General features: G+C 57.2%; 14 protein-coding genes and 2 tRNA genes. 6 read left to right on the top strand and 10 right to left on the bottom strand.

Annotated features, from left to right (window positions below):
- Nucleotides 1–7 precede the first annotated feature (7 nt).
- Together DI579_RS04125 and DI579_RS04120 are read right to left on the bottom strand one after the other, a co-directional pair.
- The gene (locus tag DI579_RS04125) at nucleotides 8–1,084 is read right to left on the bottom strand and encodes a helix-turn-helix domain-containing protein (RefSeq protein WP_303678753.1); all 1,077 of its coding nucleotides are present in this window, start codon (nucleotides 1,082–1,084) and stop codon (nucleotides 8–10) included.
- Nucleotides 1,085–1,098: 14 nt separating this feature from the next.
- Nucleotides 1,099–1,653, bottom strand: a complete 555-nt coding sequence (locus DI579_RS04120) for a hypothetical protein (protein WP_290598513.1) — start codon at nucleotides 1,651–1,653, stop codon at nucleotides 1,099–1,101.
- A gap of 294 nt (nucleotides 1,654–1,947) precedes the next feature.
- Here DI579_RS04120 and DI579_RS04115 point away from each other — a divergent pair, with 294 nt between their 5' ends.
- Genes DI579_RS04115 through DI579_RS04105 form a run of 3 tightly spaced genes read left to right on the top strand, consistent with a single transcriptional unit; the run spans nucleotide 1,948 to nucleotide 4,967 of the window.
- Nucleotides 1,948–2,202: a FeoA family protein gene (locus tag DI579_RS04115; protein ID WP_290598514.1), complete on the top strand. Its 255-nt coding sequence runs from the start codon at nucleotides 1,948–1,950 to the stop codon at nucleotides 2,200–2,202.
- Nucleotides 2,203–2,256: 54 nt separating this feature from the next.
- Nucleotides 2,257–4,245 (top strand): ferrous iron transporter B, encoded by a 1,989-nt coding sequence (locus tag DI579_RS04110; protein ID WP_303678752.1) that lies wholly within the window; start codon nucleotides 2,257–2,259, stop codon nucleotides 4,243–4,245.
- A gap of 23 nt (nucleotides 4,246–4,268) precedes the next feature.
- Entirely contained in the window at nucleotides 4,269–4,967 is a 699-nt protein-coding gene (locus tag DI579_RS04105; RefSeq protein ID WP_290598517.1) for a NifU family protein, read from the top strand.
- A gap of 92 nt (nucleotides 4,968–5,059) precedes the next feature.
- Here DI579_RS04105 and DI579_RS04100 read toward each other — a convergent pair.
- A tRNA-Ser gene (locus DI579_RS04100) sits at nucleotides 5,060–5,150 on the bottom strand.
- Nucleotides 5,151–5,419: 269 nt separating this feature from the next.
- Here DI579_RS04100 and DI579_RS04095 point away from each other — a divergent pair.
- Complete coding sequence (locus DI579_RS04095; RefSeq protein WP_290598549.1) at nucleotides 5,420–6,115, top strand: queuosine precursor transporter; 696 nt, start codon at nucleotides 5,420–5,422, stop codon at nucleotides 6,113–6,115.
- On the opposite strand, the gene tgt is transcribed toward DI579_RS04095, so the two are convergent.
- Complete coding sequence (tgt, locus tag DI579_RS04090) at nucleotides 6,112–7,443, bottom strand: tRNA guanosine(34) transglycosylase Tgt (RefSeq protein WP_290598518.1); 1,332 nt, start codon at nucleotides 7,441–7,443, stop codon at nucleotides 6,112–6,114. The two genes, DI579_RS04095 and tgt, sit on opposite strands and share 4 nt — an antisense overlap.
- A 44-nt stretch (nucleotides 7,444–7,487) precedes the next feature.
- Complete coding sequence (locus tag DI579_RS04085) at nucleotides 7,488–8,483, bottom strand: alpha/beta hydrolase family protein (protein WP_290598519.1); 996 nt, start codon at nucleotides 8,481–8,483, stop codon at nucleotides 7,488–7,490.
- 110 nt (nucleotides 8,484–8,593) lie between these two features.
- Between DI579_RS04085 and DI579_RS04080 the strand changes: the two genes are divergently transcribed.
- Entirely contained in the window at nucleotides 8,594–9,157 is a 564-nt protein-coding gene (locus tag DI579_RS04080) for an META domain-containing protein (RefSeq protein WP_290598520.1), read from the top strand.
- Between the two features lie 72 nt (nucleotides 9,158–9,229).
- Here DI579_RS04080 and DI579_RS04075 read toward each other — a convergent pair.
- The 3 genes from DI579_RS04075 to DI579_RS04065 all read right to left on the bottom strand — a co-directional run bounded on the left by DI579_RS04075 (nucleotide 9,230) and on the right by DI579_RS04065 (nucleotide 10,458).
- A tRNA-Ser gene (locus DI579_RS04075) sits at nucleotides 9,230–9,319 on the bottom strand.
- A 54-nt stretch (nucleotides 9,320–9,373) separates the two neighbouring features.
- A complete protein-coding gene (locus DI579_RS04070) occupies nucleotides 9,374–9,892 on the bottom strand; it encodes a nucleoside deaminase (protein WP_290598521.1) in 519 nt (172 codons plus the stop codon).
- Complete coding sequence (locus tag DI579_RS04065; protein ID WP_290598522.1) at nucleotides 9,892–10,458, bottom strand: tRNA adenosine deaminase-associated protein; 567 nt, start codon at nucleotides 10,456–10,458, stop codon at nucleotides 9,892–9,894. Before DI579_RS04065 ends, DI579_RS04070 begins: the two co-directional genes overlap by 1 nt.
- 18 nt (nucleotides 10,459–10,476) lie before the next feature.
- Between DI579_RS04065 and DI579_RS04060 the strand changes: the two genes are divergently transcribed.
- Complete coding sequence (locus DI579_RS04060) at nucleotides 10,477–11,376, top strand: prephenate dehydrogenase (protein ID WP_290598523.1); 900 nt, start codon at nucleotides 10,477–10,479, stop codon at nucleotides 11,374–11,376.
- Nucleotides 11,377–11,408: 32 nt separating this feature from the next.
- On the opposite strand, the gene DI579_RS04055 is transcribed toward DI579_RS04060, so the two are convergent.
- Both DI579_RS04055 and DI579_RS04050 read right to left on the bottom strand, forming a co-directional pair.
- A complete protein-coding gene (locus DI579_RS04055; protein WP_303678751.1) occupies nucleotides 11,409–13,280 on the bottom strand; it encodes an MFS transporter in 1,872 nt (623 codons plus the stop codon).
- Entirely contained in the window at nucleotides 13,280–13,930 is a 651-nt protein-coding gene (locus DI579_RS04050) for a MarR family winged helix-turn-helix transcriptional regulator (protein WP_290598525.1), read from the bottom strand. The genes DI579_RS04055 and DI579_RS04050 overlap by 1 nt, the downstream gene beginning before the upstream one ends.
- Nucleotides 13,931–14,023 lie beyond the last annotated feature (93 nt).

Raw genomic sequence — 14,023 nt, 5'->3', positions numbered from 1 at the left:
GTGGAGTTTAGCGCGAGGACGCAGAAGCAGAGTCCGCAGTGTCAGCAGCATCTACAGCGTCAGCAGAGTCTGCAGTGTCAGCAGGCTGGTCCGTATTCACCATTTTCCGTCGCATAACGTGGGCAACTATAGAGGAAAGCAGAACAGACCCCACACCGGCTACCGGCCAGATAACCCATGTTGTGTTCCAGTCGTCAGTTGTGAAACTGATGAGGAGATACAGGAACACCATGAGCATCCAGTAAATACTCATGATGGGTTCCAGCCGGGTTGTCACCATCTTGTCCTCCGGGCTGCGCTTACCATCTTGGAGAACCGAGTGGAAAGAATCGTTAATAATACTGTTGCGGGTCAGGAGAAAAACGGAAATACTCGCCACGGCGAAGCCCAAGGCCACGAAACTTCCAGCATCAATCTTGGTGCTGTTAGCCAGTAGGTCCGTAAGGGCGAAAAGGACGATGGCGGCAATAAGGAGTACCGCCGACGTCACAAGGTTAGTGGTGTAGGAGGTTTGGAAGGCGTCGCGACGCTGTTTCGCCATACCACCCACCCCGTAGGCGGTGTCGAAGGGCTCCTTTTCTATCCACTCCCACTTTTTCGTGCGGTTGTGGTTGATGATGAAAAGAGAAACACCAATTGCTACCAGGACGGCGGCGAGGGCGAACCCCAGGGGGCCACGGGTGCTTTCCGAGAGGCCACTCCATGTGCAGAAGAAGATGAGGACGACAATGGCCAGGGAGCATAGCATGCAGCCGATGGCCATGGGGAGGGCGGAGTTTTCTTTCGCAGCGAGGAATGCGTTTGCGCCCTCGAGTGAGAGTTGCCGGTGGGTACTGTGGGTAAGGCTGGGGAAGGAATCCCCCGCGTCGGTGGGGGGAAGTTCCTCCATGTCGTCGCGAAGGAGATAGTCAGTACTGACCCCCAGAAGATTACTGAGGGCAATAATATGGCTAATTTCGGGGGAACTTTGGGAGGTTTCCCATGCGGAGACAGTTTGGCGACTGACACCAATCTTTTGTGCTAATTCTTCCTGGGACCAGTCGCGTTGCTTACGCAGTTGGATAATCTTGTCAGCCAAAATCATGTCAACTACCTCCGCTACTTCACGGGAGCGGAGGAGGTGGGAAGAACCTTCTCCACGGAGGGAGTTGTGGGGTCCGGAAGATTATTTTGGTTCTTCCGCCAGGGAATATAGATGGCAAGGAAAATAACGGCAATAACGATGAGCGTTGTCATCATGGCCGCAAAAATCTTGTTGATATTCCGAGCGCGCTGCTTATTTTCTTCCTCAATAGAAGCAATTTCTTCGGGAGATTGTGGCGTGTCTTGGTCGTGTACCTCTTCGCTGTGCAACTCTTCGTGGCTATGCACTTTTTCACTGCGTTCTTTAGTCTGGTCACTCACGTCATCATTATTATGCGTTTTACCGTGGCTATGTGTTTTATCGTGGTCATGCACTTTATCATGTGCTTTGTCGTGTGATTTGTCGTGTGCGTGACCATGTTTTCTGTCGTGGACGTGCAGGTGAGTGGGCGTCTCGTCAGCTATCTCATCAGCTTCTTGAGCGGCCTCAAACTCGGGGGTTGAAGGAGCTATGGGAGCTTGAGAAGTGTCTTCTTCATCGGCAGGATCGGGGGTAAGATTCTCGTCCATTATGGGGCCTTCCCTAGGTCTATGGTGCACGCGTAGGTAACGACAGACCGCGTTGATATGTATGCCCCATGCTACCTGTCCTCTTCCTTAACGTCAGAACAATGGGGAGAGAGGTTGCGACAAAAGTGTAGGAAGGCTCCTCAGTTTTACTGTGATTTATTAGACACCTGTAAAGGGCCTTCTCAATAGTGTCTTTAACTAAGGGTAGGCTATACTGTTCATGCAATCGTCAGTATAGGTTTTGCCGTACTATTACGCCCGGCACTACTGCCAACCTCGCTGAAAGAACTGCTTATGCCCAATAACGTCTGCCTACTCTCCGACCTCACACCCGGAGACAGTGCCATCATCACTTCTATCTCTGAAGAAGCCCCCGATGCCGTCCGCAGACGCCTCAACGATCTCGGCTTCGCCCCCGGCACTCCCATTACCATGACGCGCCGCGCCCCCATGGGCGACCCCAGCATGTTCCGCCTCCGCGACTACAACATCTGCCTGCGAAAAAGCGAAGCCCAACAACTCCACGTCACCACCCCAACCAGCCCCTAATCACTAACATCCTGTTGACGGTACAACTCCACAAAGAATGAAGAATGAGGAATCATGGCCAGCTGCCACAATCCTGATGCCTGCGCACATACAAAACTCCACGGGAAAAAAGGGGGTAGTGTAGCCCTCGCCGAACGGGATAACGACGCTACCGCCACCCCCACCACCCGTATCGTCCTCATTGGCTCCCCTAACGCCGGCAAAACCTCCGTCTTCAACAAACTCACTGGCCTCAACGCCAAAACCGGTAACTACCCCGGAATCACCGTCACCCACACAGAGGGACACGTTAGCCCCAACGTTATTCTGGAAGACCTCCCCGGCACCTACTCCCTGGACCCCATCAGCCCCGATGAAAAAGTCGTCACCGACCTCCTCGCCGGCAACCTCGCAGGGGTTCCCTCCCCCCAGGCGATCCTCATAGTCGTCGACTCCACCACCCTGCACCGCTCCCTCAACCTCGTCGCCCAGGCACTCTCCCTAGGACTACCTGCCGCCCTCGTCCTCACCATGACGGACGAACTGGACAAGCTCGGCGGCAGTATCGACATTGACGCCCTCTCCGCCGGGCTCGGAATACCCGTTGTGGGCGTTATTGGCAACCGCAAAAAAGGCTTCACAGAACTGCGGAAACTCGTAGAAGACCCCACTTCCTGGCCCACCCCCATTGTTGCCCCACCCGCCGAACCCGGACCCGAGCGTGAATCCTGGACACACTCCATGCTCGCCCTCTCGCACTATGAGGCACCCCAGGAAAACACCACTACCAGCAAAGTAGATAAGGTACTTCTGCACCCCGTCTTCGGTACCTTGTTCTTCTTCCTCATCATGTTCCTCTTCTTCCAGGTGATCTTCACCGTGGCAGCCCCCTTCCAGGGCTGGATAGAGGACTTCTTCGCCTGGCTCGGTGACCTCAGTGCCGACCACATCACCAACCCACTGTTGGCCAGCTTCGTTAACAATGCCCTCATCGGCGGTGTTGGCGGCGTCCTCGTGTTCGTCCCCCAAATCCTGCTCCTCTTCCTCCTTATCAGCCTGATGGACAACATCGGCTACATGTCCCGCGCCGCCTACCTCATGGACCGTGTCATGGCCAGCGCCGGCCTGGAAGGACGCGCCTTCGTCGCCCTCCTCTCCAGTGTTGCCTGCGCCGTACCTGGCATTATGGCCACCCGCACCATGCCCTCCTCCAAAGACCGCATAGCCACCATCATGGCTGCCCCCCTCATGACATGCTCCGCCCGCCTCCCCGTCTACCTCCTCCTAGTAGGAATGCTGGTAGACCCCAATAAACACGCGGGCCCCTTCTCCATCCAGGGCATCGTCCTCTTCGGTCTCTATGTTCTTGGTGGCGCCAGCGCCATGCTAGCCGCCTGGGTTTTCAAACACACCAACCTGAAAAGCGAACACGTCCCCTTCTACATGGAGATGCCACCCTACCGCCTCCCCACCGGCAAAACTGTTCTCTCCGACATGTGGAAATCCACCAAGATATTCCTCAGCAAAGTCGGCCGCATTATCCTCGTCTCCACCATTATTGTCTGGGGACTAATGAACTTCCCCTCCCAGCAAAAAGTTATCGACGAACAACACCTAGATGACGTACAGGCCGTCGAATACACCACCGACCACTCCGTTGCCGCCAGCATCGGCAAGGCTGTAGAACCCATCTTTAGCCCCCTCGGATTCGACTGGCGCATCACCATCGGCCTCATTGGCTCCTTGGCGGCCCGTGAAGTATTCGTAGCCACCATGGGGCAAACAGCCGCCGCACAAGACCCCGACAACCCCACGGACGCGCTACAAAAAATGACCTTCACAGAAGGCCCCCACAAGGGTGAAAAAGTGTTCACCACACCCACAATTGTGGCGCTCCTTATCTTCTTCGCCTACGCCCTACAGTGCATGTCCACAGTGGGCGCTATCAGATCCGAAACAAACTCGTGGAAGTGGCCTCTTATTGCGCTGACATACTCGCTGGTCCTGGCCTGGGTACTGGCCTATGCGGCCAGGTGGATAACAATTGGCATCATGGCCATATAACACGGCTGTAGCATAGCTATAGCATGGCTACACCACTTCTCTTCTACCCCCAAACCACCCCGAACCCACTGGAACTCGAGTGGGTGGTGGGGCCTGGACTCATTCGCTTCACCTGGTCTGGTGGACTGCAGGAAGCCCGCCAACTGGCAGCCCAAGACGCCATGCCGCAGTCCATTCTGGGCTACCTAGAACGCGGCGAACTCGCCCATATCTCCCTCGCCCCCGGACTCATCACCACTGTGCTACCGGAAGGCGGTTCCTGGCAAAGCCGCAGCCCGGTGACAGACAGCAACGCGGCAGCCGAGGTAAACGGCGCAGAGAAAAGTGCACCGTTGGCGACGCGGCTCCGCCATGACCTTTTCGCCGCCATCTCCACCCCCATCACCGCAGACAATGCTGGTGCGAGTGAGGCTAGTGCAGGTACTAGTACAGGTAAATGCGGGTGGCCCACCGGCTCCCTTGACGTCCCCAGCATAGGCGGCAGTACCGATGCGGAACTACGGGCAGCAGTGGAGGAACTCCTCGGCGGCGCAGCTGGACGCTTCGCCGCCTCCCACGGTGGCACAATGCGGCTGGTGAGCGTACAAGACGGTGTTGTAAAAATTTCCATGGGTGGCGCCTGCCGAAACTGTCCAGCGATTGGCCGCACCCTACTTTTCCATGTAGACCGGCAACTACGCCCCTTCTTCCCCAACCTCGTGCGCGTGGAAGAAGCAAAATAGCGCATGCGTCGCCCAGACTGACACCTCATGGAGATACATAAAACATACGAAAGGCCCCGTCATGCTAAGTCGCAATGACGGGGCCTTTCTAGTGGCGGAGGATGCGGGATTTGAACCCGCGAGGAGCTATAAACCCCAACCCGCGTTCCAGGCGAGCGCCATAGGCCACTAGGCGAATCCTCCGGGTAGAAGTTTACCTAAAGGTTGTCTTTACGCCAAAATAGTGTCCCAGCAGCGTCTCCCATTCTTTCCCTTACACACCCTTGTGGACATTCCCATAAGTATTCCTGAACACCGAACCTCCTGAGCGGACTAGCCCAACGGCCTCCCCACTAGCCATAATGGAACACGTGACAGACTCCAAACACCCCACGCAGGACACCACCGCTACCGCAGACGGCACCCATGCCGCATCGCGCGCGGCCTTCGCACACTCCACCAGTAGCCACGTCATGCCGCTGGCAGTCTTCTTCGTAGCCGTCATGATGATCTCCACCATCACCGGCACAAAAGGCGTCCAACTAGGCCCCCTGGACACTGATGGGGCGTTCTACCTCTTCCCCCTGGCATACATTCTGGGTGACGTTATCAGCGAAGTGTACGGTTTCCGCACCATGCGCCGCGTTGTGTGGGTGGGATTCAGTGCCCTCGTCCTGATGAGCCTATGCATGTGGATTACCACCGAATTACCCGCCGCCGACTTCTACACCAACCAAGACGCCTTCGTGGCCGTGGCCGGCGTTGTCCCCCGCATTCTCATCGCCAGCCTGGCCGGCTACCTGGTGGGGGAAATCCTCAACTCCTGGGTACTGGTCAAGATTAAAGAACACACGGGTGAGAAAAGTCTCTGGGCCCGCCTCATTGGCTCCACCCTGGTGGGCGAACTAGCCGATACCCTTATTTTCTGCAGCATAGCCGCACCCGCTATCGGTATTTCCACCGGTAAAGACTTCCTGAACTATGCGGCCGTGGGATACGTGTGGAAAACATGTGCGGAGATTATCGTCCTCCCCCTCACCTACCAGGCGGTGAAGTGGATGAAACACCACGAGCCCACCTACCAACAGTCATTGGATAATCTCGACAGCCCTGAGACCTCCAGCGCCGCTAACACCCCCGCCAGCAGCAGTACCGCCAGCAATAGTTAGCGATCTATCATGTTTCTGCCGCCGTTCGCATAGTAACGGCCCATAACCTCCGCCTTGTAGTCCCAGTAGGTGCCGTCCTCCATAGAGGCCCGAATACCATCCACCAACTGCACAATAAAGAACAGATTGTGGATAGTGCACAAGGTCTGCCCCAACTTCTCCCCTGCCTTCAACAGGTGGCGAATATAGGCGCGGCTATAATTCTGGGACGTGTACGACGCCAACTCCGGGTCAATAGGGCGGAAGTCCCGCTTATACTTGGCGGCCGCCAGATTCATACGGCCATCCTTGGTGTAAACACCGCCGTGGCGGCCCAGACGGCTCGGGGCCACACAGTCGAACGTGTCCGCACCATTTTCCACCGCAGTGAAAATATCGTCCGGCTCCGAAATTCCCAGCAGGTGACGTGGCTTATCCTCGGGTAGTTCCTGGTTACACCAGCCCACGATCGTACCCAGGTTTTCCTTCTGCAGGGCGCCCCCAATGCCGAAGCCACCGAAGCCAACACCGCCCCGCTCCTCCGACTCCAAGGAAAGTTGCTGCAGATCGCGGCAGGCTTTACGGCGCAGATCCTCATACTGGGCACCCTGAATAACACCCCACAATGCCTGCGGGGGGCGATGCGCGCGCTCAACAGTAAGACGGCTATGCTCCACTAAACACCGCTCCGCCCACAGCCGGGTTCGCTCCAACGCCTCCTCCTGGTAGCCGCGCGAATTAAGAAGCGTGGTGAGCTCATCGAAGGCGAAAATAATATCCGCACCCAACTGGTGCTGAATCTGCATAGAGACTTCCGGCGTGAAGCGGTGACGCGACCCATCTAAGTGAGAGCGAAACGTCACCCCCTCATCATCCACATTCGCCATGCGCTCTTTACCCCGGCGAACCTCCCCATCACGATCCGTCCCAGCAAACTCAGCCGCCAACACTTTCTTAAAGCCCGAGCCAAGAGAAAGCACCTGAAAACCACCCGAATCCGTGTAGGTGGGACCATGCCAATTCATGAACTCGGCAATGCCGCCGGCCTCATCCACAATATCGGCGCCGGGCTGCAGATACAGGTGGTAGGCGTTACCGAGGACGGCCTGCGCACCGGTAGAGCGAATCTGTTCCGGTGTCAGGGTTTTCACAGTAGCGCGCGTACCCACGGGGATAAAAGCGGGTGTGTGAATATCCCCGTGGGGAGTGTGGATAGTACCAGTGCGGCCCAGTGGCTCCCCGGTAGTACGGCGAGTGATAGTGCCATATGCGCTAGCGTGCGCGCCGGTGGGTTCACTAAGGTGCGTACCCAGGGTGAAGGGGGTGGCGGGCTGCTGGTGTACTGCCATGGAATCTTCTAGAGAGCTAAAAGCAGGTATAGGGCGCGGAGATGTTAGATAGCGGTGTGTAGAGCACGCGCGATCATTGGCCAGCTCTTCCGCATGGCCTGGCCGAACTGCCCAAAACTATGCGCACCGTAAGGCTGGTTGAAAAACTCGTACTTTACGCCGGCGGCGTCAGCCATACCGCGGAAAAGAGCAGTGCAGAGATAAATATTCTGCTCCAACAGCGAATAGTCGGGCTGCTTGCGCATATCGTGGTCGTCTGGCGGCATCTTCGGCTTACCCGTGGAAGCGGAAATAAAGATGGGCTTTCCACGCAGTTGGCTCATGTGCAGCGCTGGATCGTTATGTATCCACGCTGGGGAGATCAATCCCGCATAGGCGTTCAGCGGGTTCACACCTGGCGTGTTGAGGATCATCGAGTTCATCGTCACCATCTTCATGGGAAGATTTGACGATACTGGGCACCCGGAATACGACGCCCCCGCCTTAAAAACATCACCATGGTTAGCAAGCAACGCTAAAGCGGTCCCGGCGGACATGGAATACCCGCCGATAGCATTACGCCCAGTGGTGTTGAGTGTGTGATTGATAACCGGCGGTAGTTCCTTCGACAGGTAGGTTTCCCACATGGGCTTATAACCTAAAACACGATCTTTCCGATACCAGTCCGTGTAATAGGTAGACGCTGCCCCCATGGGATTAACAACATAAACATCTTTGTCTTTGAAGAATCCGCGGGCGCCGGAGGCGGGGTGGGCCCACTGGTCGCCGTCGCCACCGTACATGCCGGAAAGAAGATAGAATACGGGGGCTCGCTTCATTCCCCGGGGAGTCATCACCTGGTTGGTGATAACTCGCTTCATGGAGGGGCTATACACCTTAACTTCCAGGAGTTGCTTCCCGATCCAACGCTTACCAACAAGATGAGCTACAGGGGAGGCTTCTTCAGCGGGGGCAGCTCCAGCCGGGGCGGCGTGGAGTCCACAACCAACCGAGAAAGCAGTAATCACAGCCATAAGAGCTCGTGCGAAAGGCCGACGCATACACTTCTCTTTCTCAACAAAAACTAGCAGACAAATACCTCACTTAGTGTACACAGCTAACTCTTTTACCTGGTAACAGTAATTTTTAACGAAAGGACGAGGTCCCACACATGCTGCACAAAGAAACAACCGCGAGTTCCACGCTAACAAGACCATTGCGCCGCATAGGCTCTGCAGGTGCTGCACTGGGCATTATCCTAGGTACCGCACTGGGCGCCGCCCTGCCCCTCGGAGCTCTGTCTCCCGGAGCTCTGCCTCTCGGGGTTCCTGCAGCCTCCGCCACGGATTTCCACCACACAAGAGTTACGGATCCCGCACTTGAACACGTGGAATGGCGTTACCTTGGCCCCGCCGGCGGTAGCTTCTCCGGCGGCAGCCTGGAGTTTAGTCATGGCACGGTGACGGGGGACGATTCCTGCAACAGAATTGTGGGTAAATACACCATCACCCACACATCTACCGGAAATATCCTGTCTTTTAGCAGTGTCGGCATTACGCGCCGTTACTGCCAGTATGGGCACGCTACCCAGCGAGCATTTAGCGCTATGCTAGCCCGCCCTAACACGTACACCATTGTGAAACATTCCGTGGGTGGCACGTATCTCACACTTTCCCCCGCTGGTAGCACAGGGATTCTGCCACACGGAACAATGGTTTTTACAAAGCGCAGCTAACTAGCGCAAAAGGCTACCCGCGCAGGGTATATAACGTTTTCTCGTAGCGCTACTACAGTGTGCTACTACATTTGGCGGTGGCGGCGGGATTTGAACCCGCGGTTGGGGTTAACCAACACTCGCTTTCGAGGCGAGCACCTTCGGCCGCTCAGACACGCCACCGGGGAAAACTATACGTGAATTATGGGCAAAGAGGAAAGCCAGCGCGGCCACCGGCTAACGTTTCTCCTGGAAAAACGTCTCCAGGACGGCGGCACACTGCTCCTCTAGTACTCCTCCCACAACCTCCGGTGTGTAGGTGGCGCCCGGCGCGCGCGGAATATCGACGAGGGATCCACACCCTCCCGTTTTCGGCTCCCAGGCACCGAAGACGATGCGTTTGATGCGGGCCCCTACCGCGGCCCCGGCACACATCGTGCAAGGTTCTAGTGTGACGACCAGGGTGCAGCCCTCCAGCCGCCAGCCGTCCCCTACAATCTTCGCGGCGGCACGCAAGGCCAGTACTTCCGCGTGGGCGGTGGGGTCCCCGTCGGCTTCCCTCCGGTTGACGGCCTCCGCCACGATCCGCCCCTGTGGGTCGACGATGAGAGCGGCTACGGGAACGTCAGCTTGGCAGTCGGCAGGGCGTACGTCGTGGCCGTCACTGTCCACGAGGAGGGCCAGGGCCCGGCGCATGAGGGCTTCATTTGTGGCGACGTGGGTGGGTTGTGGCAGGCCAGCACCAATAATGGGCACTAGTATTCGACCGCCTGCTCCAGTTCTTCATCGAACCCGAGTGTTTCCGCGATTTCCATGATCTGGTCGTCGGCCCAGCTTTCGTCATCGTCCACAATGACGCTTAATACTGACTCCGGCAGGCCTATGTCTTCCAGAATGCTGAAGTCGCCTATACCCCAGGAACCTTCCCAGTCCTCTCCCATTTCCGTGTCGTAACCGCGTTCCTCCAAGGCGTCTATGACGAAATTGTCGTCGAGGGCGGCATCGAGGTCGCTGACGAAAAGTTTTGTTCCCTTTGGTCCGGGCCGCACGATAATGAAGTACTCGCAGGCCCGGTTGAGGATACCGAAATTGACGCCTTCTGTACGGATACTGCGAATATCCTTGTCAAAGCAGGCGAAATTTTCCCATGCGTCAGCAGATAGGCGGGTAACGCGCCAAATGTTGTCTGGGCGCGCCACGGCCAGGGCGTATGTGGGTGCGGAGGTGGAGTCATCTGGGGGGTTCGCCCCGGTAGGCTTCAAGTTCCGCAAATCCTCATAATTGTTCTGGAGACGGTTCTTCTGCGGGTATTTCGTATCCATATGACATACGGTAGCTACATGAATTCAAATTGTCAGTCCCTTGCAGAGAAGTCTGTATCACAGCCCGTGTGCATTGTGGGTTTAGGCCTTATCGGCGGGTCTCTGTTACGGAGATTGACGGCAGCCGGCTACCCCGCTTTTGGGTGGAACCGGAGTGCCTCTACTGTGCAGCAAGCGGCGGCTGACGGCATGGATGTGTCCGGTGATCTATCCGCTACTTTGCAGCGGGCGGCGCGGGAGAATGCGCTTATTGTGATGGCGGTGCCCTTGTTCGCTCTGCGCGATATTGTGTCCCAGATTGCCGCGCATGCGCCGCAGTGCCCCCTCACCGATGTGGTGTCGGTGAAAGTGGAGGTGCTGCGGATAGTGCAGGAGGCGGGGTTGGCCGCCACCTATGTGGGGTCGCATCCGATGGCGGGAACGGAGAATTCTGGTTGGGGGGCAACCGATCCGGCCTTGTTTGAAAACGCCACCTGGGTGGTTATGACAGGTGGGGCGGATGATGTTACCGCGCGGGTTCGTGATATTGCGGTGGCTGCCGGCAGTGTGGTGGTGGAGACGGATCCGGTGTCCCACGATGGGGCGGTGGCCTGTATTTCTCATGTGCCGCATTTGGTGGCGGAGGCATTGTCTGTGGCGGCGGTGACGGAGTCCGTGGGGGGCGGGGATACGGCGTTGCGGCTATCGGCGGGGTCGTTCCGAGATGGGACGCGGGTGGCGGGCTCCGCGCCGGCCCTGGTGCGTGCTATGTGTGAGGGGAATCGGGACGCGGTTCTGCCCGTGCTGGCGGAAACTATTGGCCTTTTGCAGCAGAGTTACCGGGAGCTGTCCACGGAGGGGACATGCGAAACGCTGGTGGAGGCAGGGTATGCCGCGCACCAGCGTTATCGCACGGTTATGAACGAGCTGGGCCGCTAGTCTGGGCTAGCCCACTAAGCTGAGCTAGCCCGCTAGGGAGTTGTGTCGTTCAGAGTTGTGTCGTTCGGGGCGACACTGGCTGGCGCTGTGCCGGGGCTGTAGACGCGTTGCAGGCGAACATTGTCCCCCAGATCCCAGATTTCTCCCAGATCCATGGGGTGAAGGTCGTCGCGGTCAGCCGTGCGGAGAAGCGGCACGCTAGCACCGCTAGACCCAGCGCTGTCAGACACAGCATTGTCAGACCCAGCACTGCCAGGAACAGCACCGGCAGAAGCGGCACGGTCGGGCTCAGCACTACCAGATCGAACACTGCCAGTCCCAGCACTAGGGGCATTAGCAGCTGTGCCAGCGTTGCCCTCGGACGTGTCGAGGTCAATGGAGTCGCGTAGCACGGTGGAGTGCATGCAGAGGACACCCACGAAAGCAAGGATAGAAACAATGCCAATGCAGATGAAGATGACTTTGATGGAGTTCCCGTAGGAGTTCATCACCATGTGGGCTACTTCGTCTCCGGAGGAGAGGATGGAGAGGTCCCCAATGTGAGAGAGTTCGGTGAGTTGCTTCGCGTCAATTCCGTGCCGAATAAGGTCGTGAGCGCCGGCGGTGACATGGCGGGTGAGGCTGCGGTTGAAGAATGCGCCTAGGATCTGCAGGCCGATGGTACCGCCCATGGAGCGGGAGAAGGTGACAACAGCGGTGGAGGCGCCAATGTCCTTGTAGGCGACGGTGTTTTGGACGGCCAGAACAAGGTTCTGCATGGAGGCGCCTTGGCCAATGCCGATGAGGGCCAGGCCGAGGCAAATGTACCAGTAGGGGGTGGTGGCGTCGCAGAACATCATGATGATGGTTCCCACCATCATGGTGCCAATGCCGATGGTGACGGAGGGTTTCCATTTGCCGTGGGAGGAGACGATAAGTCCGGATACGGTGGAGGCGATGAGGGAGCCAAAAGCGATGGGGAGCAGGGCTAGTCCGGAGTGGGTGGGGGTGTAGCCGCGGCCCATCTGGAAGTACTGGCCCATGAAGATACTGACGGAGTTCTGCGAGATACCGAGAACGATGGAGACGGCGATAGCCAGTTTGGTAATGCGGTTATTGAGGACTTTATAGGGGATGATCGGTTCGGCGGCCTTCCGTTCCCAGAAGGCGAACCCTACCCCAATAACGATGGCGAGGACGAGGGGTACCCAGAATTGCCAGGTGGCAGGGGAGGCTTTCTTGGAGGCTTCGGACATCCACAGCATGAAGAGGATAACGCTGATGGTGATGAGGGCGGCGCCCAGATAGTCCACTTTGGGTGTGCGCTTGGGGGCGGGTGGAACTTTCAGTTTTAGCTGGACGACGATCATGGCGATGACGGTGAAGGGGACGCCAATCCAGAAGCACCAGCGCCAGCCCATGAGGTCCACAATGAAACCTCCGAAAACTGGTCCTGCGACAGTGGCGAAGGCGATGACAGCACCCAGGTAGCCGTTGTATTGGCCGCGTTCGCGGGGGCTGGTGACGGTGGCGATAACAACCTGGGAGAGGGACATTTGGAGGCCCAGTCCGAGGCCCTGCACGATGCGGAAGCCGATGAGGGCGCCCGTGTTCCAGGCGAATCCGGAGAGGAGGGAGCCGAAGGCGAAGAGGGCGAAGCCAGCCATCAGGAGGTGTTTTTTGTGGAATTGGTCAGCGAGTTTGCCGGCGATGATGGTGGCGATGGTGGAGGAGAGCATGCTGGCGGTAATGACCCACGTGTACATGGTTTGGGAACCGTGTAGTTCCTTAATCATGGTGGGGAGTGATGTTCCCACAATGGTGAGGGATGTCATGGCGACGAAAACGCCGACCATCACACCGATGAGTGCTTGGAGCACTTCGCGGCGGCGTGCTTTTTTATCTTCTTTAGTGGTGGTGTTCACTACTGTTCTTTTCCTCCTTCGTCGGCTCGTAGGGTGGGTTGGTGGAGGAGCTTGTCACGCATATCTATACTGAGGCGTTCTAGTAGGTGCGCGGCGTGCTCAATATCGTTGTCGCTCCATTCTTTAAGGGCTTCTTTAGTGAAGATGGAGTGTTGTTTCATGACGTCAGCGAGAGTATTCCGGCCTTTGTCACTGAGGGTAATGAGGGTGGCGCGGGCGTCCTGGGGGTCGGGAGTGCGGGAGGTGAGTCCACGTTCTTCAAGGCCTGCGACCTGCCGGGAAATAACAGACTGGCTGAGGTGCAGGATAGTGGCGATGTCGTTAATGCGAATACCGCCCGTACTGGTGTGGGGTTCCGCGGCTGTTGAAACAGCTGTTGAAGCGGCGCTGTCCTCTTGTTGTTTGAGGTGCCAGAGGATACCGAATTCGGTGCAGCCCAAGCCAGATGAGGTGCTGATGGCGATGGCGATACGCCGGTAAGTGCGAGTGAGTCGAGCGATCTCTGCGACGAGTGTCGTAATTGATTCTCGATTTTCGAGGGTATCGGTTATCTCGACTGCGTCAGAGGTCTCAACTGTGTCAGATCTCGTAGGAATGTCAGATGTCGTAGGTATGTCAGTCTTCTCGGGTATCTCAGGTGTCTCACTCATACGCCCCCACTTTATACTTGTATTCAGAATGAATACAAGTTAAGGGGAAGTTAATAAAAGAGGCCGGAGACGATACCTACTCGCTTCTGCATG

The sequence above is a fragment of the Lawsonella clevelandensis genome (assembly GCF_003241315.1).
Lineage (GTDB): Bacteria > Actinomycetota > Actinomycetes > Mycobacteriales > Mycobacteriaceae > Lawsonella > Lawsonella clevelandensis_A.
The sequence above is the reverse complement of the archived record's forward strand: the minus strand, read 5'-3'. Positions and strand labels throughout refer to the sequence as shown.

Excerpts from the sequence above, each read along its gene's own strand:
- DI579_RS04125 (WP_303678753.1), bottom strand. The coding sequence starts at position 1,084 with ATGATTTTGGCTGACAAGATTATCCAACTGCGTAAGCAACGCGACTGG.
- DI579_RS04120 (WP_290598513.1), bottom strand. The coding sequence starts at position 1,653 with ATGGACGAGAATCTTACCCCCGATCCTGCCGATGAAGAAGACACTTCT.
- DI579_RS04115 (WP_290598514.1), top strand. The coding sequence starts at position 1,948 with ATGCCCAATAACGTCTGCCTACTCTCCGACCTCACACCCGGAGACAGT.
- DI579_RS04110 (WP_303678752.1), top strand. The coding sequence starts at position 2,257 with ATGGCCAGCTGCCACAATCCTGATGCCTGCGCACATACAAAACTCCAC.
- DI579_RS04105 (WP_290598517.1), top strand. The coding sequence starts at position 4,269 with ATGGCTACACCACTTCTCTTCTACCCCCAAACCACCCCGAACCCACTG.
- DI579_RS04095 (WP_290598549.1), top strand. The coding sequence starts at position 5,420 with ATGCCGCTGGCAGTCTTCTTCGTAGCCGTCATGATGATCTCCACCATC.
- tgt (WP_290598518.1), bottom strand. The coding sequence starts at position 7,443 with ATGGCAGTACACCAGCAGCCCGCCACCCCCTTCACCCTGGGTACGCAC.
- DI579_RS04085 (WP_290598519.1), bottom strand. The coding sequence starts at position 8,483 with ATGCGTCGGCCTTTCGCACGAGCTCTTATGGCTGTGATTACTGCTTTC.
- DI579_RS04080 (WP_290598520.1), top strand. The coding sequence starts at position 8,594 with ATGCTGCACAAAGAAACAACCGCGAGTTCCACGCTAACAAGACCATTG.
- DI579_RS04065 (WP_290598522.1), bottom strand. The coding sequence starts at position 10,458 with ATGGATACGAAATACCCGCAGAAGAACCGTCTCCAGAACAATTATGAG.
- DI579_RS04060 (WP_290598523.1), top strand. The coding sequence starts at position 10,477 with ATGAATTCAAATTGTCAGTCCCTTGCAGAGAAGTCTGTATCACAGCCC.
- DI579_RS04050 (WP_290598525.1), bottom strand. The coding sequence starts at position 13,930 with ATGAGTGAGACACCTGAGATACCCGAGAAGACTGACATACCTACGACA.